Below are 25,630 nucleotides of genomic sequence, written 5' to 3'. Positions count from 1 at the left end.
CTCTCTTCCTCCTTTGTAGTATTCTATATGTAGTTTTTTTCATTAGAATCCCTATATAAAAGTAGTCGTAAGTTATTTGTTTAGCGAAGTTATTTATTAGAAAAATAATCAATTGCCTGAATAGAAAGTTCTAATGATTTTATTCTTCTTTCTAAAAGCGTTCTTTGAGGACTCCCAAGCTTTGACTTAACGTAAATCTTTTCAATTGATGGAAGCAAACCAATTAGAACATTACGAGCTTCTGCTAAATCTTCCTGAGTATAATGATGAGTTTCTTGCTTCCAAACACTTTCTAACATAGCTAAGCCGATACTAGCTACTTTGAGTCTTTTTTTCACTAAAGTAGTATTTGATCCTTTTTGAGTCATCTGTGATAAGGCATTTTCAAGTTTACTAATTGTTGACTGTAAAGATTTTATTGATTCTACTTTATCTATATTTGATACGTTTTTCATGTTAATGTTATCCCTTCTACGTTGCTAACTTGTTTTGTTTAATGTTTAATGAAATCCTTAAAAGCTTGATTTCACTCGAAATATTTTAACATAAATAACTAACTGTATTCGAGTTGGACAATAACTTAAAGTAAAACAGCTATTCCTCTCTCCTCCCCTGTATCATTCTATTATCTTTACTTCTTTCTTCTCATTAGAATTCCTATATAAACTAGTTGTTAATATTGAATGTTTTATGAACAAAAAAACGTACAAGTAATGTAACCTGTACGTTTTCGCTTTTATTCAATAAGGTAATAAAGTAATAGCTTCCTGGTCTTCTCATAACTTATGAAATCTCTATACAAAATGGGATAATTCACAATTTCTGTTTCTAGAAAACGATATTGCGGAAACCACTCAAAAAACGATTTTCTTAACCACTTTATTTGTTGAAACGTAATGTTCTGTTCGTTTCCATTTAGTATAGAATTTAAAGTAGCTGCTGTATGCATCCAATAATGATTAAAATCAGCGTTTATACAGTCATCTTCGGTAAATTTACTTTTTAAGTCTCGCTGCAATTTTGCTGTAGCACGATAAGGAAACGGTTTATGAAGTGGACTATGCATTTTCTGCAATTCCTTAAAAATAATTCGTTTTCCTAACTTCAACTTTCCACCCCTTTATTTATCTATCCAATTTAATAAGTTTTCATAATGATATTGAGCATCGATATACCCAAGATTATATAGATTAACGAGCTTTTCCTTATTTCTTTCTATTCCGCTTATAGGAAGCTGTACACTTGGTTGAATTACATAAAAATTATCTTTTTGTTCTTCTCGATTCATATAAGATATCGTCTCATTATAAAAACGATAATGGTCTACTAAATTCTCTGCGATTTTCGGATATTTTCTATATAAAATTTTAGCCAGGCCTGAAAATTTATTTCGCTGCTTCTCATATCCTTCTGGCTTTGTCATAATGACAACGTTCTTTTCATAACCATCCTTTTGGGCTTTCAAAACTGGTATAGGGTCTATAATCCCTCCATCTAATAATTTTCGATTATTATATTCTACAGCAGGTGCTATAAACGGTACAGAGCTTGAGGCGCGAATGATTTTTAAAATATCATTTCCATGTTCTGCTTTATTATAATAAATGGCTTGTCCTGATTCGCAATCAGTCGTCCCTATGACAAACTGTTCATTACATTTTAAGAAAGTTTGAAAATCAAATGGTACAATTTTATTAGGTACTTCATCAAATAAAAAATCCATTCCGAATAATTCACGTTTTCGAATTAAGTTTCGATAAGATATATACCTGTAATCTGATACTAGCTCTGTATTTACTTTCTTATTTCTACCTTTTTGACGTGACAAATAGGTTGCTCCCATACAGGCTCCAGCTGATACGCCGACTACATACGGAAAGAATAAGTTCTTTTCCATGAAATATTCGAGTACACCTGCAGTATATAAACCTTTCATTCCTCCGCCCTCTAATACTAAACCAATATTCTTCATGTTATATCCCTCTGCTTCTTTTTTCTTAATTTCATATTAGCATAAGATTTTAAGATGAGGTTATATAAACTAATTACAACAATAACCAGAAACTACTAAAGTAATGTCATAATATCTTTGTGAGTAACATGTTACAATATAAGTAATTCATTCCACATATATTAAAGGAGGAATTTAATATGGGTTTATTTAGCGGTATTTTAGGAAATGCATCAAATACGAGTTCTGAAAGTGTAGAACGTGATTTAGAGAAGATTATGCTAGATGATGAAAAAGTAGAGCATGCTTATAAATTAATTCGTGATCTAATCGTATTTACAAATCGTCGTCTTATTTTAGTAGATAAACAAGGAGTAACTGGCAAAAAAACAGAATACCATTCTATTCCTTATAAAAGTATTACACAATATAGCATCGAAACGGCTGGGCATTTTGATTTAGATGCAGAACTTAAAATTTGGGTGTCTAGTATGGAGGATCCAATTACGAAAGAATTTAAAGGTGACGATAGTATTTTAAGCATTCAAAAAGCGTTAGTAACCTTTACGACAAAGTAGTGGTTTTTGTATTTTTATTCATTTTTTAAAATTACTAACCCGAGTATTTTGGAAGAACATACATTGTTTTTGTATATTTAATCTAAAATAACATAAAAAGGTAAAGCGTATTTTAAATGCTTTACCTTTCTTTTTTGTAATAAACAAGTGTAGTTTTATCATTTAATTTCTTTATTACTTCTGTTCTTTTATACCCCATTTTCTCGTATAGAAAACAATTTCTTTCTTCTTCTAAAATCGTAGCAAGTTCAAAACTTCGTGCTTCTGGAAACATTTCTTCAATTAAAATAAGTACCTTCTGAGCAATTCCTTTCCCTTGATAGATTGGATGAATAAACATTGGACTAATCCAAAATTTATAAGGTAGTTCTTTTGCGGATATACATATCGCTCCAACAAGTTTCGAATCTATTATCACCTTATAAAAATTACTGCTGGGATTATTTATTCTAAAAATAGTTTTTTCAATAGTTTCATTTGCTGGATTTGTTTCATAGTCTTTATATTTATGTAATAAAGAGCTAAATGAGTCTATTTGCATTTGAAATATAACTTCTGCATCAGTTTCTGTCGCCTTCTCTAATGTAATCTCCATGTTACCAATTTAGTCGCTTTCTTAACGAGGTAATATGAGCGGTATGATGACGACCATGCCATGCGTATAGTCCTATTGCAACAGCAAGTTTTGTTTCACCAGTTTCAGGATGGTTAAATGTCTTTTCTAAATCTTCAATTTCTAGAGAATATAAAAGGTTAACCCATCTTTTATGTAATGAATCTAGCATTACTAGTGAAACATCTACCGGTAATTTTGAATCGGGTAACTCTGCCCACTTCTCTTCTTTATACGGCTTAATAGTGGGATTCTTTTCTGTCAGTGCTAATTTAAAGCGTATGTAGCTATTCATATGACTATCAACGACGTGATGAACTACTTGACGTACAGTCCAACCTCCAACGCGATATGGTGTATCTAACTGCTTCTGATCTAAATCTTTAATTGCCTTTGTTAGTTCATTTGGTAAATCTTCAATTTCTTGAATCCATGTATCAATCATTTCTTCAGTTATAGGACGTTTGTATGTAAATTGGCCAATTGGATAACGTAAATCATTCATGAATAAGTCCTCCTTATTATAAGCGTGAAGTATTTCTCCAAATATAGTGTACAAACTTCACATGTTCTCCATTTAATTCTACAGAAGTTGTATCTGATTCGTTTTGATAAGAAGAAAATCCGCTTTTTTCTAGTACAATTTGTGATGCGAGATTATTAGTCGTTGTTTTAGCATGAACTTCAGTAATTTCATTATTTTTCGCTACATCTAAAATTAATTTTACGGCTGCTGTAGCAACTCCTTTTTTAGTAAATTTTTCTCCGACCCGATACCCTAGCGAACTAATTTGAGTTTCCGTATCTATATCTACTAAATTAATTCGCCCTATAATTTCTTTTTCTTCATTACGAATTAAATAAAAATAAGAATCTCCATCTGCTTGTTCTATTAATAAATCGTCTAGTAGTTTTTGGAAATATTCAAATTCAAAATATTTTGAGCCACGATTTGGCACCATTGTTTCAAAAAAAGATTTATTCGTAAGTTCAAACGTAAATAAATCCTTAGCATCTTGTTTCTTTAGTTGCTCTATGTATATTTCCATCCCGTATTCTCCTTCTAGATTTACTAACTGTTATACATTCTTTTTTAATCAATTATATTCCTGCTATTACTTTCGATTAAGTAATACAGATAGTAGCACTTTCGGATGAAAAAGATGAAATGGACTACGAATTAAATTCATCACTCGTACTAACCGAATATAAACATCAGAATTACTTGCGGATAGTCGATATATTTGTTTCGTATACCATAGCTGAAATTTTTGTTTTGTAGTTAATTCTCTCTTTAGTTGCGGATGACGTGATATTTCCGTTGTTGTCATATCCCATGGGGTTTCTATTATATTAGCTGCCTTTTTATAAAATTGTTGTGTAAATGTTTTATCAAGTTGTTTTCTACCTTGCAGAAGTAATTGCAACTGGTGAGCCTCCATAGCAGCAACTGATACGCCTTGGCCGAAAACGGGATCAAAACGACATTGCGCATCTCCAACAACTAATAAGCCTTCTGGTACATTATTCACTAAATCAAATCGCCGGCGTACTTGATAGGGAATTTTGTATGTCTTTATATCAGTAATTCCCTCAGCCTTGTTTAGGAAGTCTGTAACATTAGAAATTGATAGGTTTTCAGCAAAATCATAAAACTCATCATCTGTTTGTGGTGCTTTCTCGTTTGCGTATCCACTGAAAGTAACAAAATAACGATTATCTTCTATCGTTTGAATAAGAACGCCATAAGGGTTATCAGGGAAACTCGGAGACATTAGCACATTGCAACAGTCTAATTTCTCATTTTCTTTAAGTTTGAACATTTTCGTTGCGTAAAATAAATCAATACGAACTTTCTCTTCTTGTACTTCAATTTCGTATTCTCGTAACCACTCTATACTTTTTGAGCCAAATCCACTCGCATCAACTACAAGGTCTGCATGAACTTCTTCTTGTATGTCTGTCTCTAAATATTTAACTTTTACTCCACACACTTTGTTAAGCTTTGCATCTACCAATAACCCTTTAACCAATGTTTCATATTTAATAGTAATATTTGAAATTTGATGTATTCGTTTTTGAATATGCCATTCTAGCAAAGGACGACTTTGTTGAATCATATGTACTTCCCCTATGAATGGCTGTTTCCATAAACCAAATTGATGCCATTTTAAATCACGAGTAAAGTTATTTACGATACTACCTGCTTCTATTAATTCATTCGTAATATTAGGAAACAATTCTTCAATTGCGTTTTCTCCACCTTTTAATAACACGTGAGGATGATTACTTTGTGGAACTCTTTTTCTCGAAGACTTTCCATCCCACCTTTCACCAGCTTCTATAATGATTACTTCTTTAAAAGAAGTTGATAATGCTTTTGCTGCAAACTTTCCTGCTATACTTCCACCAATAACGATAGCCTTATTAAACATATTTTCCCCCTTAATAAAAAGAGATCCTGCCTTGTATGAATGAAACAGGATCTTAAACTAATTAACTTCTTTATCATTATACTTAAAATACATCAGTAAATTGCAACATTAAAATTAAAATACCTAATCCCCATACGTAATACGCGAATACTTTTAAAGAGTGACGTTTTAAATATTGAATCATCCATGAAACGGCTATGTATCCAAAAAATGCTGCTGATAACGTTCCGACAATTAAAGATGTACTAGAAATAGATTCTGCTTTCCCTTGAAAAACGTCTACAAATTGCAAAATGATAGCTCCAACAATGGCTGGTGTCGATAGTAAAAAAGAAAAGTAAGCAGCAGTTTCACGGTCTAATTTTCTCCATAATGCAGCGACAATTGTCATTCCAGAACGGGAAATGGCTGGAAAAATAGCAGCAGCTTGAAATGAACCGATAATTAATGCGTCTTTATATGTTATGTCATCCATTTTTTTACGACCATTCTTTTGTTTATCTGCCGTGTAAAGAAAGAATCCGGTCACTAAAAACTCCCAACCGATCGTGATTCCTGTTTTTGAAATATCTTCAAAGAAATCTTTAAACAATAAACCAATTACAACTGCGGGTATTGTCCCAACGATAAGTAATAACATGAGCTTTGAAAATGGGTTTTTAATTAAATATATAAATTCTTTTTTATAATAAATAAAAACCGCAAGTAAAGTCCCAATATGCAGCATCGTATCTAAAAATAAGCCAGCCTCATCTAATCGGAACAAATGCCTTCCTAAATAAAGATGTCCGGTACTACTGATTGGTAAAAATTCTGTTAAACCTTGAATTATACCTAGTATGAAAGCTTCTAACCAATTCATGATGGTCTCCTTTCTCTTTTGCTTGTACCAATATATGAGGGTTAAATTTTCGATATGAAAAAAACTATATTTCTCTATGAATTTACTTTTCATTTATGGATATATATGTAAAGAGGGTTAAGGAGGGTTATTATGTGGAAGCACACAAAATTCGGTAATGTATTACTTTGGGTGGGCCCTATCCTTGTATTTTTAGGACTATGTATGACAAAGGTTATTTCAGATATTCCTTTCTTTGAGGGAAAACATAAAACGGTTGGTATTGTACTTATATTTATAGGTGTAATCTGTTTTGTTGCTGCTAATCATTTGAAAAAAGGAGAAAGATATGAAGAATAAATCTAAATAAAAAACAATCCTGGCATATTAGCTAGGATTGCTTTTTATTAATGTTGATTATTTGTAGAATACTTTATCAACGTTATATTTCGCTTTGTATTCATTAATGATATATGTTTCGTAAATTTCTCTTTCTGTTGGATCTTCTACGATACATGCATCAATGCGGTATACTTCATCACGGTGATTTTTAATTGGTGAAACATTATCTTCAAAATGCTTCTTAATACGTTGTCTAATTTTACGAGCTTTACCTACGAAAAGAAGTTCGTCATTAATATTGTAAAACATAAAAATGCCGCCTTTATCTCTAGGGAACAAGTGGAAATCGATAAATCCATTAATTGGAGTAATGATTGGCTCGTCTCCTTTAATAACTTGTTTACGTTCAGTAATTGAAACATCAGCTTCAGGAATATTAATTTTAATCAAGTTCATTCACGTCCTCTTTTATTATAAAGATAAATAATAGCATACATAAGTAAGAAAAGCTATGTTCAGAGGCATATTTCATTTTATAATTCAAATATTATAGGTGTATCATGTAAACTTTTCTTCCAAATCATATGATCGCTGGATTCTCCCCAGTAATCTTTCAATACATAGCTAGGTTTTCCAAACTTTTTCGTCCATATACTTTGCGCATCTTTATATCCACTATCTAAACAATATTCTGTTATCCCTCTGCTAAGTAATGTAAGAAACATTGTATGTAGTAATAAACTCCCTATTCCCTTTCTCTGATACTCCGGAAGTATGAATACAGTTCCTATTTCATACAAATTTTTAAGTACACCACCTGTACAACTATTAATCAATGTACTTGCTGGACCGATTTCGATTGTTCCAATGATTTTATCGTTACTTGTATCAATTGCTAATAAAAAGTAACGACCTTCTCCGTTACTATCAAAATCACTTTTCAAATACTGCTTTTTTGAGTTAATTTCATTTTCTATGTCATCCAATGATTGTGACAATCCTTCATTTTTGTATGTATTCGTAATAACGATACGGAAAAATAAATATAGTTCATCTACATCATTCAAATTCGGTCTTCTAACTGCAACGTTAGTCATGAATTCAATCTCCAATCCTCATTATGCCATTGTCAATACAACACTTTATATAATCTATTCATCATTATTCTGCAAAAACCTGCATAAATCCAACAGTATAGAAAGCTCATTATAGATATTGATAAAATAATTTTTATATCCATAGTTGTATGAACAGCAGGACCAAGTACCGGAAAACGGAAAACATCGAGAACAATCATAATACCAATAATTAGACAAGTTGCTGAAAAGGAAACAATCCAAATTCTCCTCTTTAATTTTAAAAAGGATACTCCTAAGGCTAGACCTAATAAGCCTGTAGTAAAAGGAAAGACAATTAGTTCACTTGGCTCAATAATAAATAATAGAAAAATAGTAAGAATATAAGAAAGTATTCCCTCACGAATAGAATAGAAAATAGCAAAAAAAATCGGTAATGTCGAAAATGGACTAATGAGCAAACCTATACCAGGAACTAGGTTTCCTGCTGCTTGAAACATGGTGGCTAATGTACTCATCAAAGCTGTAAGTACTAACTTATTCGCAAGGGACAATTTTCTTTTATGAACAAAGCTCGTATCATGCTCTATCATCAGTTGATACCAATAACGTACAAACCAATTCATCAATATCTCCCCCTAAAGATGCCTCATTCATTACTTTCTATATTATTCATACACTAGTGGTTTATGAGCTGCTTTCTACTTGTTATGAATTACTATATAATAAAAGGCTTTTAGGGGGATAAATTGTGCGTTTTAAAACAAAATAAATTCCTTGGATTATTAAACTACGAGTGTATATCGTATCAGGGAATAATTTCAAAAATGGTACCTTTATTAAAATCAGTTACTTTCATAGAACCGTAAACTCCTAAATATAATTTAGTTTGATTCAAATTTGTTCCTAAACTCATATAATAAGCTGCTTGCGTACCAAAATCATAATTGGTTTCAATAGCATGAAAGTCAGCGTGTTTACCGTCTGTACCTGCTCTAGTATAGGCTAAAACACCCTTAATTGGAGACTGAGATTCTCCTTTCTTGGCAAGGTCAGTAAAAACAACGCTACCTGTTAAATTTGGAATTGCATTTCCCATATATGGCTGAACTCCTGTAAGTGAAGTTCCTCCAAACTTATCTGTTCTAGAATCTTTATGAAAATAACTAAGTAGAGGCAGAATACGCCTCGCTGAAGTTTGTATTGTTTCATCATAATAAGTCATTGTTCTTTCATCCAAAGTCTGATTTTCGGAACAATGCCGTATAAAAGAAGTAGGTAAATCCCCTTCCCATCCTCGCCACCCAAAATTGATAACCCCATCTTGATTGGGAGTTAACCTCATAAAATGCATTTGAACAAGTTCTGTAACCGGTATAGGTTTATATTGAATAAATGAAAAAATAGACTCTACAATATCTTGTCCGACATTTCCGGCGTATTTGATATATTGATTATAAAACCTTTGAAATGAAATGCCGGTTATATTACGTACTCCTTTTGCAATTACTGTAAGTGTTTCTTGTATAGATAAAGGGAGTTCATTAAAGCGTGTAACTACAGGAGGGTTATTTATAAATGTATTTTTACTTACATCGATTTCAATTATTTTACCTGCTATTTCTAAATCATCTTGGCTTAAATTAAATGGATCATAACCTGATCCGCCATCTCCATTTGTAAAAACAAGTTTTCCAGTCTCAGGTGAAAAGTTTAAACTATTGACTCCGTTATGATTAAAAAATGGTCTTCTTACATTCAGTAATGTTCGTCGCTTTTGAGCTTGACCATTAGATTGTAAAGTCCATTCTTCTACTGTATCAATGTGATCATATTGCGTATTTCTATTAACCCACTTTAAATTTAACGTTTTAGGGTCACAAGGATTCGGTTTAAATTGCTCAGAAAATGCACCTGGTCCTTGAGTTCCAGCTACTGAATAATGAAGATAAAATAACCCATTTTGATAAAATTGTGGATGGAACGCAAGTCCAAGCAATCCGCGTTCATCATAACCGCTACTAGAAACACCTTCTTCAAATGTACCTAATTTAATAATTAGGTGACGAATATCTAAAAATATCTTTATAACTCCATTCCCTATGTAAAAAATCTCTCCTAATTGGGTTGCGATAAATAGTCTTTCGGTCGATTCGCCTGGAAGTATTGTTGTTTTCAATACGGTTGGTAAATTTATATTATGAACAATGGGTCGTAAACTAACTTTAACTTTTGTCAATTAACTGTACACCCCTTTTTCTTCTTTTTATAGAAGAATATGATTAGAGTAGTTCTGTTAGTATCAAATAAGTCGTATTCCTTTTTATTACAATTTTGTATATAATATAATTATAAATAATATGGGGGACGAACTATGATAATCGTACTACAAATCATCTTACCACTAATTTTCGCAGTCTATTTATTTACCCTCTATCATAACGGGACGTATGGATCAGCTTCATTCATTTTAGCAGTCATGATAGGAATTTTCGGTTTAGAGAATATTTTTCAATATGCTAGTCTAACAGATCATGCTATTTATCCATATTGGGGCAGTTTGAAGGCTGTTGTTATCGTTTTATCAGTCGTATTTCTATTTAAAAAAGGTGGTTTAACAGGGAAATATTGATTTTTAATGCGTTACATATTTTCTTGTTAAATTGCTTTTATTTTATAAAAGCAGAAATATTTATGTAAAAACACGAAGGGATGTGTTACATATGTCTATAAATATTATTTCAATAGTATCTATCATAATATGGATTTTGTTAATTACAGAACTTATAAAACCTTCAAAAGAACAGAATGGACGAAAAATAGTAACTTTAGTAACTGCTGGTTCCGTATCAACACTTATTTTAACGGTTTCATTTATTCAAAATATCCCGTTTTGGAATTGATAGTGATATAACTAACAAAAATATGTATAAATAAAAAGATTAGGATTCACTCCTAATCTTTTTATATTTTGAGGTAGCACCATATGCCCAGTAAGCTAAGATTTTAAGACACCCCCTTAACGAGAACTTTACATTTTCACAATTATTTATGAGAATTCGGCTCGTTTTTCCGTTTTGGGGAAGAATCAATTTCTTAAGTTGATGACGATGTGGATAGTATCCCAGGTATCACAAAATGATGTGAAAAATGACAAAACTGTAAGATAACGAACTATTTTGTAAGGGAAATCACTCGTTTCATTCGCCAATTTTTTCTATAGTAAGGATAAGAAGAAAACAAATAAGATGATATGAAAATGAGTGTTAATGAAGTAAAAGGTTTAACGAAATTTTATCAATCAAAAGGTGCGGTTGCGACAAATCTGATTTTTCTTTACAGGCTGTTCTTAATGAATTCATGAAATGGGATTGTACTTATATTGTAAGGAGTGGGACTATTGAAAACAGTACTATCGGTGCAACACCTAACGAAAGAAATCAAGGGCAAGTTGATTGTACAAGACATATCGTTCGATATGGTAGCGGGAGAAATTATTGGACTACTTGGTGCGAACGGAGCGGGCAAGACAACCACGATGAAGATGATAGTTGGTCTAAGCACAATAAGTGCCGGGGACGTGCAAATTGCAGGTTACAGTATTAAAAGTCAGTTTTCTAAAGCAATCCTCAATGTAGGGGCTGTGATTGAAGCACCTGCATTCTATCCTTATTTGAGTGGGTATGAAAATTTACGACAATATCAGCGTTTGCACAAAAATGCAAGTAAGGACTGGTTGCTGGAGGTAGCCAGTCTAACCGGCATAGAACATGCGCTTGATCAGCGAGTAGGCACGTATTCCATGGGAATGAAACAACGCTTGGGAATTGCACAAGCACTACTGCGAAAGCCAAAGTTGCTTGTGTTAGATGAGCCGATGAATGCACTTGATCCTGCTGGTGTCCGTGAAACCCGGAACTATTTAAATAGAATTGCGACAGATTTGGGCGTAGCAATTGTGATTTCCAGTCATCAACTGTCTGAGATTGAGCAGATGGCACGTCGAGTGGTTATTATGCAGAATGGCTGCTTAGTGACAGAGCAAAGGATTGATGATGGCTTAAATGATGGGGAATTCTGTATCACTCTTCACATTGATAATGTTGAGCTTACAAGCGAAGTTTTGGTTAACTTGTTTGGGGAAGATCATCATGCATTGGATTATATGCAGACAGAGAAATTATCTAACGGTGTGCATACTATAACAGTAGCTATTGATGAAGGGCAAGTTCCAATGTTGATTCGAGCATTGTGTGCTCCCGGGGTGGAAGTTCATCGGGTGTTGTCGACACATACGAGTTTAGAGGATAAGTTTTTAAAATGGACAACTGCGCGTGGTGAGGTGAGTTAAGTTGTTATGGAATGAATGTTTGAAGATAGTGAATAAAAGAATCTTTATTCTTTCACACATTGGTTTTATTGTGATGACGGTACTGTTATCTTGGGCATACACCAGTGATCTCAAGGCTGATGATACGGTGGCTCAAATAGTAAATGCTTTGCTTGGCCTATCGGGAATGCTTGTTATTCTACCTTGGGCGATTGTTTTGTCACCTCTTATTTGGACGGATGAGTATCAATATGGAACTTTGAAACAACTGTTCCTGCATACGTCCTCGCGCTCACGGTTGTATGTTGCAAAAATTGCTGCGATGATTTTGCTCATCATTACGGGTATTGTTAATATATGCATTGTTTCTTTGTTAGCGAATCTTCTGATGGCTCCCCAAAACATACAATGGGGCGACATGACGGATGTTATATATTCTATTGGAGCAATCGCATTGCAATGTTGCCTATATGCAAGTCTAGCATCCTTGATTGGCGTGTGGACGAGATCAGCTGCTATCGCAGTAGGCAGTAGCTTAGTGCTATACTTTTTACAAATGATATTTGGAGGTAGTCTCTTATCTACATCATGGACACACATTCTATTCATTCATCATGATGATTTAAGTGTCTATTGGAGCACGTCACAATATAAATCGGAATTAGTTGGCTTACTTATGTCGTTAGCGATAGATATCACCTATATTTTGTTTTTCTTTGCAATTGGATTATGGATGTTCGTCAAAGAGAGAGGAGCAGACTAAACATAACACGGAGCTAAAAATGAGCAAAATAGAATACAGTTATGTCGCTTATACCAATACTCGGGATAAGGATATGGAAGATAAAATAATGAATGTGAAACAATGATAAGTGATAAGTGATTACGCTAGTCTAGTTAACCAGCAGCAATCTAGTACTTTATTTTTTTGTCAAAGACTACCGCTGATTTTACATTAAAGTCAATAATTGAAAAGTTAGAGAAAAAGAATAAAGAGTTTGAAGAAGAAAATAAAGCCTACTGATTACTTCATGAAGTTATAAAATTAGTACCGTACATATTAGACATATCTGAAATATACGGTACTAATTTTACTATTGATTCACTTATCTAACTTAAAGATAAGTATGTGGTCCTTTTACAATTTGAATTTCTTTTTAAGCTTCTTATATTTTCTATACGAACGTCTAACAATGTTTAACATAAAATACGGTATTTTAACCGGGAAAGGTAATTTATATATGAAAGGAAAATAAAAGGTGAAATATGCCTTTTCTAGGTCTCTCCACTTACTATCTTCTTTTGTTTTTAAGAAATCAGATACATCGACTACATATCCCCTTCCTTTTTCCATCATCACATTTTTCCCGTGAACATCACAAGGAGTTAACCCTTGTTCCCTCGCATACTCTAAAGCCTCATTAATATCAAGTATTACTTGCTTAGGAATTTTAATACCCTTATGAATAGCATCGTATAAGGTAATTTCTTTTAAACGTTTCAATACTATGAAATTTTCTCCTTTATATATAAGCTTTGAATAAGAAGGATGATTTCCAATTCTTCGGTATACTTCTGACTCTTTTTCAATTCCTTCTCCTTCTCGCACGTAAACTTTCACTACCCAATCTTTGTATTCTCTGTGCATGAATACTGCGGCATAATTACCTGTTCCTAAACACTTCCAAAGTCTAGGAATATCTTTAACTACTACAGGCTCGAATTCATCCTCACTTCGGATGCTTACCTCTTTTAATAATTCGTCATTTATCAATCCCACAAAACTATTTATACTCATCATTCCCACTCCGGTTTTGCTAAAAGGGGGCCCACCCACATTTTAACGAAAATATACACTAAGCGAATTTTAGCATAAAACGAGTCATCTTTCTTCTTAAAATAAAAAGCTAACTCGTTTTATTTAAACTGTTGAATACTTAATATTTATTCCGTTATTCATAGCCAAAAACCGTACGATATAAAAATATTTCTAATTATTTTCATTTTTTCAGAGTCAACTGTATAGGGCTTTTCTTAGTACAAGTTCTCTTCGTTCATTACCCATGCCAAATCTATAAAACATTGTTTAGAAGTGTAGCAAAGGTTTGTTAATGGTTCAATTCTTGTTCCACTACTATCTTTGTTAGCTAAAACTTTTATTGTTTTAATAGTCTGTTGTTTAATTCCCACAATGCTGTTTTGTTGCTATCCCATTTCAAAAACGTTACTGCTTCCTCAAAGCATAACCATTTATAATTGAAGTGTTCTTTAGATAATGATATGTTTTTTGTAGGGACTTTAACTCCAAAAGAAAATTCTTTTATTACATAAACCTCTTCTCCCCAAAGGAATCCTCCAACTACATCTTCTACTGATAGTGAAGACACAGAATCTAATTGTATATATGGACATTCTCTTGTAATACGAGCCTCTTCAAACGCTTCCCGTTTTGCTGATTCAATAGGAATCTCACCGTCTTCTCCGCCACCAGCTATTCCTTGCCAATAACCATAATCACTTCGGTTAAAAATGGCATATTGAATAGAATCGGCAGTTTTTATATAAGGAAATATCAATACTTGATATGGTGCTCTCATTACTTAACCTCCTCTCGAAAATAAGTTTTAAATCAATATGAATAAAGAGCCGCCATCACAATTCTACATTATTAATGCAGGTTTATAATGTCGGCCCTCTATTTTTAAATAATTTTATTTTTCATAAACAGGCTTACTCTTAACAGAGGAAAAACTGATTATTTCTTGTCGAATTTGTTTAGCATGGTTTTTCCTAAATGTTAGCAGTACCCTATATTATTCAATTGCGCCAGCAACATCATAATCATTTAAATCTAATTCAATCGTTTGTCCGAGCGCTAGTTTAGCAAGTTCCGCTCCTAGATATGGACCAGCTGTTAAACCCGAAGCTCCTAATCCATTCGCAACGAGAATTCCTTCAAAGTTAGGTAGCGGTCCGATAACAGGTAAGAATCCTGGTGTAAATGGTCTGAATCCAACTCTCGTTTCAAGCATTGTAGCATTTTCTAAGCCAGGTGCAACTGTTAATGCCTTATGAAATACTTCATGTAAACCACCTGCTGTTACACGATGATCGAAACCAGTATCATTCTCATGTGTTGCACCAATTACGACATGCCCATTGTCAAACGTTAAAATATATTGATCGTTCGGTGGCATAACAACTGGCATATTTTCTGTTGCTGTATTCTCGATTTGCAGATGAACAATTTGTCCTTTTTGGAATGTAACTAAGAAATTAATTCCTAATGGTTTCAAGATTTCATTCGCCCATGCGCCTGCAGTTACAATAACCTTTTCCGCTAAAATTGTTTCATCGTTTACTGTAACTCCCGTAATATGATTTCCTTCACGGACTAATATAGCATCGCCTTTTATGAAAGTTGCACCATGTTTTTTCGCAGCACTTATTAATGCATTGCGTAATAATCTTCCATTTACTCGTGCAGCACCACTAATATGAACAGAACTATATTCGTCTGATAATGCTGGGAATAATTTTTTTGTTTCTTCAGCTGATAAGCGAGTTATTTCACCAATCTCCGGGGCATCTTCACGTCGTTTATAAGCTCGCTCTTCCATTTGATCTAACTTTTTCTCGTCAGTATGTAAACTAATTGCACCTACACGATTATATCCTGTGTCAGTTTCACCGTCTTCTTCTAATTGCTGAATTAACGAAGAATAGTAACGTGCACCACCTTTAACGATTTTATACCATGCTTTATTACGGCGCTGTGATAGCCATGGACATACAATACCTGCTCCTGCATCGGTTGCTTGCCCTAATTGTTGGCGATCCACGATAGTAACATTCGCACCTGCCTTAGCAAGATGATAAGCAGTAGACGCTCCTAAAATTCCTGATCCAACTACAATATACGATTTCATTTCAAACACCTTTTCTCTTTTGCTAATTATATAAATATAAGAACATTCCTTAGTATAATGGAAGGAATGCTTTTTTCAATGTACTCATCACAATTAATTGTTGCAGCATTGTGACTTCCTTAATCATTATTTTTTCTTCTTACGGAATAATTCAATTGTTTTATAGCCTTGTGAAAGGATTTCTATCATTTTCTCTAGACGTTTTTCACGTGTTTTTTCTTGTTTCACAGAAAAAAGATTACGTGCCCAATCTTTTTGGTATCCAGGCGTTAAACTTTGATAAAACTTAAGTTCATTCGGATGATTAGCTAATAATGCTTCAACATCTTTAATTCGATCGGTATAATCGGCAACACATTGACTCATAGCAGATGTTTTTGTTGTTTTTTTCTTTTCACGTTTTAAACCAACAACAGTAAAGACTTCATCCATACTTACCATTCGTGCAAATTTAATATCGCTTTCTCCCACATAACCATCTTCTCCAACGTTTAATGCCGGAAACATTTCATCACGGTGAATAAACGTACTATAACGCGCATTACCTTTTTTCGGATATGCGAAGAATACGTAACCTTTTTCAATTAGTAATTCTTCATTACTAATAATAAAATTCGTTTGTTTCACCATTTCATCAAGCGTTTCTACAAATATAAAGATAGCATCGTGTTCTTTTGAGAATGCAGTTTCTTTACCTGTAAAAATGTCATAATCACTTGGTTCGTTAATAACGACCATATTTGTATACTTATTAAGTTTCAATTTATCAATAACTGACATAATAATCTTCCTTTACATTCAAAATTCATTGTACATACTTTTTCGTACTGTTCTAGTGTATTATATGTATTAAGAAAATCAAACTTTAAATCGTATTATTCTGCTGCAAAAGAACATAATTCTTTACTAGATGGGGTGGTTTTATGCCATATGTAATCCGAGATGAAGGGCTAGTTTTACAAGGGGATGATGGAAAAGAACCAATTTTTCATACATATGAAGAAGCTGAGGAAACATTAAAAACATTAACTATACCGCAGTTTCCGAAACATATTAGAAGAAAACCATTTACACCAAAAATAATAAAGATAGCCGCTTCTGAATAAGAACCGGCTATCTTTATTATTCATAACTTAATAGCAAATAAAGTATATAAAAACTCTTTATATTGATCTTCTGTAATTTCACGCTTAGTTTTTTCCCCATGAATAATTTCGGTTAAACTTGTATTCGTTAATGAAATATGGCCAGAGTTCGTCAACTTTACTGCAATTGGTCCTTTATTAAAAATAGACTTCTCATCTTCTATCACTCTTCTTTGAACATCATTTACTACTATCTCATCAATAATATGTTTATAAAAAGCATGACAAACTTTCCATTCCCCAGCAGCATCTATTCTTTCTAAAACATAATTTCCTTTATTCGTATCTTTCCGTCTCACCCGGTACGAACCATTTTTTGAAGAAACCGACTCGCCCGTAAAAGGTACAGGAACAAGAGGTACTAACGAAGCTATACCTACATCAATTAAATACTGTACATTATCATAAGTTAAAATAATTGTTATATGGCCATCCTCAAGTGCCCATGCATTTATATCGTTTTTATAAACCGTACCTAATGCCAGTTGTACATCATAGCCACAGTCTCTTAAGAAATAGTAAAAAAGAGTATTTAATTCGTAGCAAAGTCCACCATGGGAACTAGTTAAAATTTTCTCTCGTAAGTTTTCCAGAGAGATTTGATTCGTATTTCGTGCTATAACATCTAAATTCTCAAATGGTATAGTGTGCGCAAACGAAAAGAGTATGGTAGGTAATTCTTCAAACGTTACATCATTACGTTTTTTAAGATTTAATCTTGTGAAAAGCTGATCTTGTAAACTTGTCATATTTAGCACCCCTTAAAAATTTATAAGTTTAAATAATATATGCTGATTGTAAATTTTAAGGGGCACTGTAACAATCTACATTTCATTTAACTGTACCGGTACAAAAATTACGATTCACATAGGAGGTGTCATTACACATGTTTTTTGTAATCACTTCTTTTTGGGGCAAATCAAAAGCTACGAATATAAATTTAATAGTTTATCTATAGGCAAATTATTACTATCACTTAAATCAACAAAATATTGAAGTTGCCACGTTTGGCTCTTTTTAGCTTGATTACTAACAGTGGTATCCCAAACAGGATAAATTCTCATTGCCATTTTCCCTGTTTGACTTTGTGTTCTCAATATTTTTTCTTTAAGAAGAATCTCTTTAGGAAAAATAAATTGCCCTAGTTTATTATCAGCAATACAAGTGATTACTAATAAATCAGGAGCAGCTTCATAAGAGAAAGCTCTATTTCGCATATTTTCATCTTTCTCCCAAAAAGAAACAAATTGACCAATTTTATTAGGTGTAACTTTTGATTTTCTAAAACGAATGGTTTTGTTATTTAAGTGGAATAAACATCCGACATATTCTGCGTTTTGCTTTTCTTCTTTTAGATTCGTAATCATTAAGTTGTTAGGTTTGTAAACTATATTATTTAAATTTTGGATTATATTATTAAAATTGTTCAAAAAAACTCCCCCTTTATTCATCTCTTAGTTTACCACAAACATCAGTTCTTCTATATTGTATATAATTATGAACTAAGTGAAATGGGGGAATTTAGCAGGATATAATTATTACTTTAATGTACTTAGTTTTTCAATTGCTTGTTGTTCAGTTGCTAAGTAAAAAATGTCATTCCCTTTATTACATTCATAAATAAAATCTTTTAAGCTTTTACTAGTATACATAGAGAAATCTCCAACAATAGCAATCTTTACCTTGTAGTTTATAAACTTTTGAAGGATATCGCCCGCAAGCCGTGTTTTTAGGTCAAAGAAATCTTCACTTATTAAAGATTTATGGATAATAATATTTTTCGCATCTACCTCATATTGAACTGTTGCCATAGTATCTAATGCAGGCTGAACATCCGATATTAATACCTTATCGTTCCTAATGACCGCAATATTGATTCCATCGATTACTACTTTCTTTATTTCCATAGTCCCACCTGTACAGAGATAATAAAGTTGTTTAATTTACAATAAAGTCATTTAAAAAATAATATAGTAGTTTAAAAATCCTTCTTCTACTAACGAGGCAGGTTAGTGGAAGAAATAGCAAGTGGGTTTAACTAGGAGAAGTGTCGATGACATTACAGAAGACACCGAGGTGTCTTCTGTTTTTTAAATTAAGGATATCGATAAATTAAGATTTATTTACTTAACATTGTACTTATTTTCGGACCGAGGCATCTAATCGGTGAGTATATACAAACCAAGTAATGCTTGCTGTTAATAATGTTGACGAAATTAAAGCTGTAAGAACACTATATGTTTGCCAAATAAGTATCGTTGACCAATCGAAGGCAAAAAACATTATACACTGGGCAATAGTAGCGATTAGGAAAATAATTGTTACGATTGTTCTCTTTTTTGTCATTGGCTGCTGCTCATTCGTTTTCCCTTTTCTTAATCCTAAGAAAAATAACAGAACGGCTAATAGGCAAAGAATAATTGTGGTAGACGACAAAATGATGTCCAAAAGCTGTGTGCCACTTATCTCATATGACTGAGTTAGATTGCCGTTTAATATATTTTTAACTTGTAGTACCAGGTTTATATTGGTATTTGCGCCGTTGCTCAGTAAGCAGATGGCTGTTCTTTCATTTGGCAGTATGGCTACTTTGGTACTAAAATTTGGATTACCCCCAGTGTGTTCTATAAACGTTTGTTCGGCGTTTACCGACCAACCTGCCGCATAATACATATCATTGACAGCCGAAACAGACATATCACCTCTATGTGATTTTTCGATGGCCCTGTGAAATATTTCGGGTATGTCCTGCACGATACCCATCTGTATGCCCATCCAACGCGCCATATCTTTTGTATTAGAAATGATATAGCCGGCAGGTTTATTCCCGGTATAATACGGAGCGTTAAATGGAGTTGTTATAAAAAAGGAAGAACGGTAACCCTGTGCTAACTGTCCAGTGGCTTGAGCATCTTCTTTATAAACATACGTCTGGTGAAGACCTAAGGGTAGAAATACTTGCTCCTTCATAAAGTCTTCATAGCTTTGTCGTGATACAATCTCAATAACCAAACCCAATACGTCATAATTAACGGTTCCATAGTTATATTGTTCACCAGGAGAGAACGCCAATTCTGCATCTACCAGCGTTTCCACAGTCTTTTGCAACATATCAGGCGTATTACCTTGTGGAATATTTTGAAGATGTCTAATATTTGTTAGGCCGCTGGTATGGTGAAGAAAGTTATTTAGTGTAAGGTTTTGCATATCAACAGGTTTACCTTGATACTTTAACGTAAACCAAGGTAAATATTTTTGGATAGGGTCAGTCATTGATAGCAGCCCTTGCTCTTCCAATAGCAAAATCCCCATACCAGTAAAAGCTTTACTCACCGAGGCCAACTCATAGAGTGTATTTTCACTTGCAGACAGTCCCTTTTCAAGATCTGCATACCCAGAAGAAAAGTAGAACACTTCACCATCAGCAAGTATTGAGAGTGACATTCCAGGCACACCTGACGTACGACAGGCATCATCTAGCAATGCTTGTATTGCCACAGATTTCGAATCTGACAACGCATAACTTTGTGTTGCGAATCCTGAGAATAATATAAATATCGTTAATACAAAAACAATAGTCTTTTTCATACACTCTCCTTTCTGAAGAATTATAAGGGTATAAATAACTTATTTTTATAACTATAAACTAAATTCTGATTTATATTTCTATTTATCTATATAATATCAAATAATTGTGAAGAGTTACACTTAAACTAACGGGGGCGTTAGTTTAATAAGAAGTAAACAACTTTATTATTCATTTTTTAAGCATTACATAAGCAGATGGATATAATTTGAAACAACTTTAAAGAGCCTTGCTGCATATAGAATGTAGTAAGGCTCTTATCTTTTTTAATCAAAATTCAATAACTTTATTATCACTATACACCACCCCTTTATAATTTACACAGTATGAGTAAAATTGTTTTACAAAACTTCGTATTAATCATAGATTAAATTAGCCACAGCTATTAAAATCGCCTCTATTTTTTGTTGTAAATATCTATTTTTTATTACTAATACGGTCAATGAAATTAATGATAGTTTCTCTTTTTTATATTTTTTAATATATATATGGGATTACTTTTACTTGTTATAAAAATATTGTGGAGTAACATAACTTAACAAACTATCCAAAGTGTTAATCTCGGCATATGGTTGTATTTTGGTAGTATTCTTGATTTTCTGAGGGTTAAACCACACACCTTTTATATTTGCATTTTGAGGACCAGCAATATCCTTTTCTAAGTCATCCCCAACAAATAAAGTATTTTCCGGTTGTAAATTTAACTTATTTAATGCTAGTTCGAATATACGTTTATCAGGTTTACTAAATCCCACTTCTTCAGAAATAATGATTGTTTCAAAATACTTATTTAAATTCGTGTTAAATATTTTAGCTTTTTGCCTCTGAGTTGAGCCATTTGTTATAATTCCAACTTTACAGTGCTTCTTTATTTGATTTAAGAAATGAATAGTATTTTGGTCTATTGAAAAACATCTAGGGAAATTATTATTCCAAAAATCTTGGATGTAATTGCGTGGCAATCTATACCTTGGCGTGAATTCATCAAACAATGATTCTAAAACTGTCGTTTTATTACTTATGCCATATTCTCTTTTATCGTATTCTTTGAATTTCTGTAACATGTTGCTTTTAGCCGCACCATCTACATTTTCATAACACTTTTCTAAAACAATTAAAAATAATGCCTCTACTGCTTTATCCCTATCAAGTAATGTATCATCTAAATCAAACAGCATCGCTTTATAACCCATCAAATCATTTCACAACCTTTCTAGCATTATATAAATCTCTCCAAGTTTGTACCTTTAAACTTTTGGTTTAGCAAGAACATTGTTATGTAGTGATTAACGATTAAATAGAAACTAGATGAAAGAAATCCAAAGTTCTCGGCGCACACTCTAGTATTACGGTAGCTTCTTCTATATTGAAATTCCTTTTCCTCTTTTGGTAAAGAAGCAAAAGTATATTTTCGCGAATTTTAAGAAACTACATACAATTCACGTTATTATACATTAGTTTTTCGTAAATATTAATCGTACATCAATTCATACGATAAGTTTTTTAAAACAATTATTTCTCCATAAAAAAGTAATATAGCTAATAATATTTTTTAGTAGTAAACGTCCTATGAAGTTTACTACTGTATCTCCACATAAACTCCAGATAGTACGGCTATAATGACTACCAGAGGTGATATTATGAAAAACTATCATATTCTCGTGGTAGAGGACGATCAAGAAATTCAGGAATTAATTAAACAATTTTTAATGACACAGCATTATACAGTGGTAGTCGCTTCAGATGGACTAGAGGGTATGACACAATTTAATAAGCAATCATTTGATTTAATTCTTCTAGATGTCATGATGCCCAATCTTAATGGGTTTGAAGTTTCTAAAATGATTCGAAGTCAGTCAAACGTACCAATTATTATGCTAACTGCGTTGGAAGAAGAGGAAGATCAAATGAAAGGATTCGACCTTGGGATCGATGATTATATAACAAAGCCCTTTTCATTTCATGTTTTGATTAGACGAGTCGAAGCTGTACTTAGAAGAAGTTATGATAAAAATGTAAATAATCATTTGATATTTAAAGAAGTGCGTATCGATGTGGATGCATATAGAGTATATGTAAATGACGTTGAAATTATATTAACGACAAAAGAGTTTGAAATTCTACAACTACTATTTCAAAATGAGAGAAAAGTACTTACAAGAGAAAATATCGTAGAGAAGGTTTGGGGGTACGATTATTTTGGAGAAACACGAATAATTGATACACATATTAAAAATCTACGTAAAAAATTAGCTATCCCTTATATTAAAACAATAAAGGGTATTGGTTATAAAATTGATGAATAGTATTGTGAAACTCATGAAGATGAAGCAAATTACTTACAAACTCTTTATGACTACATCTCTCATTTTGTTATCCTTTGCAGTATTGATTTATTTAACTTTATACTTCTTTCTCCCTACGTTTTATGAGCAATATAAAACAGATCAACTTCAAACAGGGATAAACGAAATCATTGATAAATCTAAAAATCTTACGTTTCAAGATGCGATACCACTTTTTGATGAATACGCAAAAAAAAATAATGCGATGCTTTATCTTCAAAATAAAGAAGGAGTAATTATTTACTCTCCTTCATTTTCTTTTATTCAAAGTGGTACGCAAAAAACAGTAGTTACTAAAGCAACACGATTCGAGAATGCAAGTACCCTTAGCAATTCATATAACGCTACGAAACCAATTCAATTTCAAGATGGTAGTTTAACGCTTGTAGTGTTTGCTACATTTCAACCGATTGATGAAGCTTCACAGGTTTTAGTACGCTTTCTCCCCTATATTAGTATCATTGTGCTCGTTATTGGTATAGGGAGTGCTTATTTTTATTCCAGGTTTATTACAAAGCCACTTATTTATATTAATGAAGGTGCACAAAAGATGGCAAATTTAGATTTCTCCGAAAAAATTGAGGTTCGCTCTACAGATGAGTTAGGAGAATTATCTAATAGTTTGAATGACATGTCTATTAACTTGCAACAAGCTATGTTTGATTTAAAAAAAGCAAATGAACAATTAAAAAATGATATTGAAAAAGAAAGAGAAATAGAAACAAAACGCAGAGAGTTTTTTGCGATTGTAGCACATGAATTAAAGTCCCCTCTTACTGTAATGAAAGGATACTTAGAAGGAATGATATACAATATTGGCCCTTATCAAAATCGCGATCAATATTTAAAGAAGAATCATCAAATTATTGAAAGTATGGAACAATTAGTTCGTGAAATTTTAAGCGTATCGAAATTAGAACAACACACCTTCAAACTAAAAGTAGAGAAAGTTAATCTTTCAAAATTAATAGGGACAATTACAAAAGATCTCGAATTTTTTGCTTCTCAAAAAAACATCGAAATAATAAAAGAAATTGATTTTGGCCTTGCTATTTATACAGATTGTGCCCTTTTAGAAAAAGCATGTAAAAATATTGTCCATAATGCGGTTATGTATTCACCACATAATGAAAAAGTCTATATAAAGTTAAGTGAGGATTCTAAACAAAGTCAAATCGAAATGCAAATTATAAATACAGGTGTCAATATTAAAGATGAAGAGATACAACAAATTTTCAAACCATTTTATCGAATTGAAAAATCAAGGAATCGAAATACTGGAGGAAATGGTTTGGGGCTATATATTGTTAAACAAATTCTTGAAACGCTAGATATAAAGTATTCAATAAAAAATATGGAACATAGTGTACAATTTTGCATGAGTATTCCATTATCTAAACACAAAAACAAACAAACTCTCCTTTAAATAGGACGAGTTTGTTTGTTTTTGTGGTAAGTATAAACTTATTAACAGGTTTTTCGTTTAATGATATATATTGCTTCTTAAATGGTAATTATCATAAGTGGTGACAAACTGTATTCAATTTACATATTTATCTTTTACTATAACAGCAAAAACGAAATTCCGCTTAGCAGCAAATTAGATTCTCTTATTTGAGATGCATTTCATCTATGAAACTGAAAAGGAAGATGAAAAATGCATATTTCCCTCCATTTTTCAGATTAATTTAAAATTCTTTTATGGTAAGCTATATGTAAAGATTAAACATAAAACATAAAGGATGATTCGTATGCAAATAAGGCCACAAGTAAGTGAATATAACTCCTATTATGCAACGTATACCAACTTGGTATCAGACGGAAATATCATACATATTCTAGAACAACAAATGAAGGAAACGAATCTCTTATTAAAGGAAATTTCTGATAGTGAGGGACTTTTCCGGTATGCTCCTACTAAATGGAGTATAAAAGAAGTAATGGGTCATATAGCAGATACAGAACGGATTATGGCGTATCGATTGCTATCTATCGCTCGAGGCGAGACAGCAGAACTTCCAGGCTATAATGATGATATCTATGTTCTTAGAGCTGCTTTTGATAAGCAATCTATGCGATCTTCTTGAGAATTTAATAGTTGTTCGCCAATCTACCCTGTATTTACTTAGAAGCTTAGATAAAGAAGCTTGGTCACAAAGAGGAAATGCGAATAATTCTGAAGTTACAGTTCGTGCATTAGCATACATCATTGCTGGTCATGAGCTTCATCATCTTCAAATTATAAAAGAACGTTACCTTGGTTCTGATGTATATCCAGCAACTTAATATTTGAAGAAAAAGAGTCCTATTTATGTAGGGCTCTTTTTCAGAATTTATAACGGATTAGCGCTTAGAACCATGGCAATTAAATGTCTTTATTTATAAAATTCACCACATAATATATATGTTATCCCCTCTTATTCTGTACATAATTTTATTTAGGCTGATATACTATAAAC

General features: G+C 32.6%; 29 protein-coding genes and 2 pseudogenes. 10 read left to right on the top strand and 21 right to left on the bottom strand.

Annotated features, from left to right (window positions below):
- Positions 1–89: 89 nt before the first annotated feature.
- The 3 genes from DN401_RS01320 to DN401_RS01310 all read right to left on the bottom strand — a co-directional run bounded on the left by DN401_RS01320 (position 90) and on the right by DN401_RS01310 (position 1,972).
- Positions 90–455 carry a hypothetical protein gene (locus tag DN401_RS01320; protein WP_000800308.1) on the bottom strand — a complete coding sequence of 122 codons (366 nt, stop codon included), beginning with the start codon at positions 453–455 and terminating at the stop codon, positions 90–92.
- A 281-nt stretch (positions 456–736) separates the two neighbouring features.
- Complete coding sequence (locus tag DN401_RS01315; RefSeq protein WP_000765935.1) at positions 737–1,108, bottom strand: YxiJ-like family protein; 372 nt, start codon at positions 1,106–1,108, stop codon at positions 737–739.
- Positions 1,109–1,120: 12 nt separating this feature from the next.
- Positions 1,121–1,972 (bottom strand): patatin-like phospholipase family protein, encoded by an 852-nt coding sequence (locus DN401_RS01310; protein WP_000789276.1) that lies wholly within the window; start codon positions 1,970–1,972, stop codon positions 1,121–1,123.
- 179 nt (positions 1,973–2,151) lie between these two features.
- Between DN401_RS01310 and DN401_RS01305 the strand changes: the two genes are divergently transcribed.
- The gene (locus DN401_RS01305) at positions 2,152–2,529 is read left to right on the top strand and encodes a PH domain-containing protein (RefSeq protein WP_000522472.1); all 378 of its coding nucleotides are present in this window, start codon (positions 2,152–2,154) and stop codon (positions 2,527–2,529) included.
- Between the two features lie 121 nt (positions 2,530–2,650).
- On the opposite strand, the pseudogene DN401_RS01300 reads toward DN401_RS01305, so the two are convergent.
- The 5 genes and pseudogenes from DN401_RS01300 to DN401_RS01280 form a co-directional block, all read right to left on the bottom strand.
- A pseudogene (locus DN401_RS01300) lies at positions 2,651–3,124 on the bottom strand (GNAT family N-acetyltransferase); the annotation flags it as partial.
- A gap of 1 nt (position 3,125) precedes the next feature.
- Positions 3,126–3,647: a YfiT family bacillithiol transferase gene (locus DN401_RS01295; RefSeq protein WP_000999070.1), complete on the bottom strand. Its 522-nt coding sequence runs from the start codon at positions 3,645–3,647 to the stop codon at positions 3,126–3,128.
- A gap of 16 nt (positions 3,648–3,663) precedes the next feature.
- Positions 3,664–4,191, bottom strand: a complete 528-nt coding sequence (locus DN401_RS01290; protein ID WP_000409234.1) for a GNAT family N-acetyltransferase — start codon at positions 4,189–4,191, stop codon at positions 3,664–3,666.
- A 66-nt stretch (positions 4,192–4,257) separates the two neighbouring features.
- Positions 4,258–5,577 carry an FAD-dependent oxidoreductase gene (locus DN401_RS01285; RefSeq protein WP_000482021.1) on the bottom strand — a complete coding sequence of 440 codons (1,320 nt, stop codon included), beginning with the start codon at positions 5,575–5,577 and terminating at the stop codon, positions 4,258–4,260.
- 82 nt (positions 5,578–5,659) lie between these two features.
- A complete protein-coding gene (locus tag DN401_RS01280; RefSeq protein ID WP_001104304.1) occupies positions 5,660–6,439 on the bottom strand; it encodes an undecaprenyl-diphosphate phosphatase in 780 nt (259 codons plus the stop codon).
- Positions 6,440–6,571: 132 nt separating this feature from the next.
- Here DN401_RS01280 and DN401_RS01275 point away from each other — a divergent pair, with 132 nt between their 5' ends.
- Complete coding sequence (locus DN401_RS01275; protein WP_000265473.1) at positions 6,572–6,778, top strand: hypothetical protein; 207 nt, start codon at positions 6,572–6,574, stop codon at positions 6,776–6,778.
- A 57-nt stretch (positions 6,779–6,835) separates the two neighbouring features.
- Here DN401_RS01275 and DN401_RS01270 read toward each other — a convergent pair whose 3' ends face one another.
- The 4 genes from DN401_RS01270 to DN401_RS01255 all read right to left on the bottom strand — a co-directional run bounded on the left by DN401_RS01270 (position 6,836) and on the right by DN401_RS01255 (position 10,075).
- Complete coding sequence (locus DN401_RS01270) at positions 6,836–7,216, bottom strand: nucleotide excision repair endonuclease (RefSeq protein WP_001048941.1); 381 nt, start codon at positions 7,214–7,216, stop codon at positions 6,836–6,838.
- Positions 7,217–7,293: 77 nt separating this feature from the next.
- Entirely contained in the window at positions 7,294–7,857 is a 564-nt protein-coding gene (locus DN401_RS01265) for a GNAT family N-acetyltransferase (RefSeq protein ID WP_136363442.1), read from the bottom strand.
- Positions 7,858–7,889: 32 nt separating this feature from the next.
- Complete coding sequence (locus DN401_RS01260) at positions 7,890–8,462, bottom strand: YybS family protein (RefSeq protein ID WP_001103998.1); 573 nt, start codon at positions 8,460–8,462, stop codon at positions 7,890–7,892.
- 182 nt (positions 8,463–8,644) lie between these two features.
- On the bottom strand, positions 8,645–10,075 hold the full coding sequence (locus tag DN401_RS01255) for a PQQ-dependent sugar dehydrogenase (RefSeq protein ID WP_149287449.1): 1,431 nt from the start codon (positions 10,073–10,075) through the stop codon (positions 8,645–8,647).
- Positions 10,076–10,210: 135 nt separating this feature from the next.
- Between DN401_RS01255 and DN401_RS01250 the strand changes: the two genes are divergently transcribed.
- The 4 genes from DN401_RS01250 (at position 10,211) to DN401_RS01235 (ending at position 12,929) form a co-directional block, all read left to right on the top strand.
- Positions 10,211–10,468: a hypothetical protein gene (locus DN401_RS01250; protein ID WP_000587696.1), complete on the top strand. Its 258-nt coding sequence runs from the start codon at positions 10,211–10,213 to the stop codon at positions 10,466–10,468.
- A gap of 91 nt (positions 10,469–10,559) precedes the next feature.
- Positions 10,560–10,739 carry a hypothetical protein gene (locus DN401_RS01245; RefSeq protein WP_000026315.1) on the top strand — a complete coding sequence of 60 codons (180 nt, stop codon included), beginning with the start codon at positions 10,560–10,562 and terminating at the stop codon, positions 10,737–10,739.
- 497 nt (positions 10,740–11,236) lie between these two features.
- Positions 11,237–12,187, top strand: a complete 951-nt coding sequence (locus tag DN401_RS01240) for an ABC transporter ATP-binding protein (RefSeq protein ID WP_149287448.1) — start codon at positions 11,237–11,239, stop codon at positions 12,185–12,187.
- Position 12,188: 1 nt separating this feature from the next.
- Positions 12,189–12,929: an ABC transporter permease gene (locus DN401_RS01235; RefSeq protein ID WP_000964516.1), complete on the top strand. Its 741-nt coding sequence runs from the start codon at positions 12,189–12,191 to the stop codon at positions 12,927–12,929.
- A gap of 375 nt (positions 12,930–13,304) precedes the next feature.
- On the opposite strand, the gene DN401_RS01230 is transcribed toward DN401_RS01235, so the two are convergent.
- The 4 genes from DN401_RS01230 to DN401_RS01215 all read right to left on the bottom strand — a co-directional run bounded on the left by DN401_RS01230 (position 13,305) and on the right by DN401_RS01215 (position 16,875).
- Positions 13,305–13,964, bottom strand: a complete 660-nt coding sequence (locus DN401_RS01230; RefSeq protein WP_000026539.1) for a protein kinase family protein — start codon at positions 13,962–13,964, stop codon at positions 13,305–13,307.
- Between the two features lie 358 nt (positions 13,965–14,322).
- Positions 14,323–14,763, bottom strand: coding sequence for an NUDIX hydrolase (locus tag DN401_RS01225; protein ID WP_149287447.1), 441 nt, complete (start codon positions 14,761–14,763; stop codon positions 14,323–14,325).
- Between the two features lie 216 nt (positions 14,764–14,979).
- A complete protein-coding gene (locus DN401_RS01220; protein WP_000844381.1) occupies positions 14,980–16,095 on the bottom strand; it encodes an NAD(P)/FAD-dependent oxidoreductase in 1,116 nt (371 codons plus the stop codon).
- Positions 16,096–16,221: 126 nt separating this feature from the next.
- Entirely contained in the window at positions 16,222–16,875 is a 654-nt protein-coding gene (locus DN401_RS01215) for a YdeI/OmpD-associated family protein (protein WP_000110847.1), read from the bottom strand.
- 143 nt (positions 16,876–17,018) lie between these two features.
- Here DN401_RS01215 and DN401_RS01210 point away from each other — a divergent pair, with 143 nt between their 5' ends.
- The gene (locus DN401_RS01210) at positions 17,019–17,201 is read left to right on the top strand and encodes a hypothetical protein (protein WP_001147158.1); all 183 of its coding nucleotides are present in this window, start codon (positions 17,019–17,021) and stop codon (positions 17,199–17,201) included.
- A 20-nt stretch (positions 17,202–17,221) separates the two neighbouring features.
- Here the strand turns inward: DN401_RS01210 and DN401_RS01205 are convergent, their stop codons facing one another.
- From DN401_RS01205 to DN401_RS01185, 5 genes are all read right to left on the bottom strand, one after another.
- Positions 17,222–17,989, bottom strand: coding sequence for an arylamine N-acetyltransferase family protein (locus DN401_RS01205; RefSeq protein WP_000202744.1), 768 nt, complete (start codon positions 17,987–17,989; stop codon positions 17,222–17,224).
- 177 nt (positions 17,990–18,166) lie between these two features.
- A complete protein-coding gene (locus DN401_RS01200; RefSeq protein ID WP_001058868.1) occupies positions 18,167–18,670 on the bottom strand; it encodes a MepB family protein in 504 nt (167 codons plus the stop codon).
- Between the two features lie 108 nt (positions 18,671–18,778).
- Positions 18,779–19,147, bottom strand: a complete 369-nt coding sequence (locus DN401_RS01195) for a DUF4180 domain-containing protein (protein ID WP_127063990.1) — start codon at positions 19,145–19,147, stop codon at positions 18,779–18,781.
- A 232-nt stretch (positions 19,148–19,379) separates the two neighbouring features.
- Positions 19,380–20,828 carry a serine hydrolase domain-containing protein gene (locus DN401_RS01190; protein ID WP_025687846.1) on the bottom strand — a complete coding sequence of 483 codons (1,449 nt, stop codon included), beginning with the start codon at positions 20,826–20,828 and terminating at the stop codon, positions 19,380–19,382.
- 498 nt (positions 20,829–21,326) lie between these two features.
- The gene (locus DN401_RS01185) at positions 21,327–22,019 is read right to left on the bottom strand and encodes an HAD family hydrolase (RefSeq protein WP_000540712.1); all 693 of its coding nucleotides are present in this window, start codon (positions 22,017–22,019) and stop codon (positions 21,327–21,329) included.
- Between the two features lie 447 nt (positions 22,020–22,466).
- Between DN401_RS01185 and DN401_RS01180 the strand changes: the two genes are divergently transcribed.
- The 3 genes and pseudogenes from DN401_RS01180 to DN401_RS01170 all read left to right on the top strand — a co-directional run bounded on the left by DN401_RS01180 (position 22,467) and on the right by DN401_RS01170 (position 25,457).
- Positions 22,467–23,132, top strand: coding sequence for a response regulator transcription factor (locus tag DN401_RS01180; protein ID WP_000800727.1), 666 nt, complete (start codon positions 22,467–22,469; stop codon positions 23,130–23,132).
- A 13-nt stretch (positions 23,133–23,145) separates the two neighbouring features.
- Positions 23,146–24,597, top strand: a complete 1,452-nt coding sequence (locus DN401_RS01175) for a sensor histidine kinase (RefSeq protein WP_033695141.1) — start codon at positions 23,146–23,148, stop codon at positions 24,595–24,597.
- 325 nt (positions 24,598–24,922) lie between these two features.
- Positions 24,923–25,457 (top strand): annotated as a pseudogene (locus DN401_RS01170) (DinB family protein).
- Positions 25,458–25,630: the final 173 nt, after the last annotated feature.

Source organism: Bacillus sp. BF2-3 (assembly GCF_008368795.1).
GTDB classification, from domain to species: Bacteria; Bacillota; Bacilli; order Bacillales; family Bacillaceae_G; genus Bacillus_A; species Bacillus_A cereus.
Note: the sequence above shows the minus strand (reverse complement) of the source record. Positions and strands in the feature narration are given on the sequence as shown.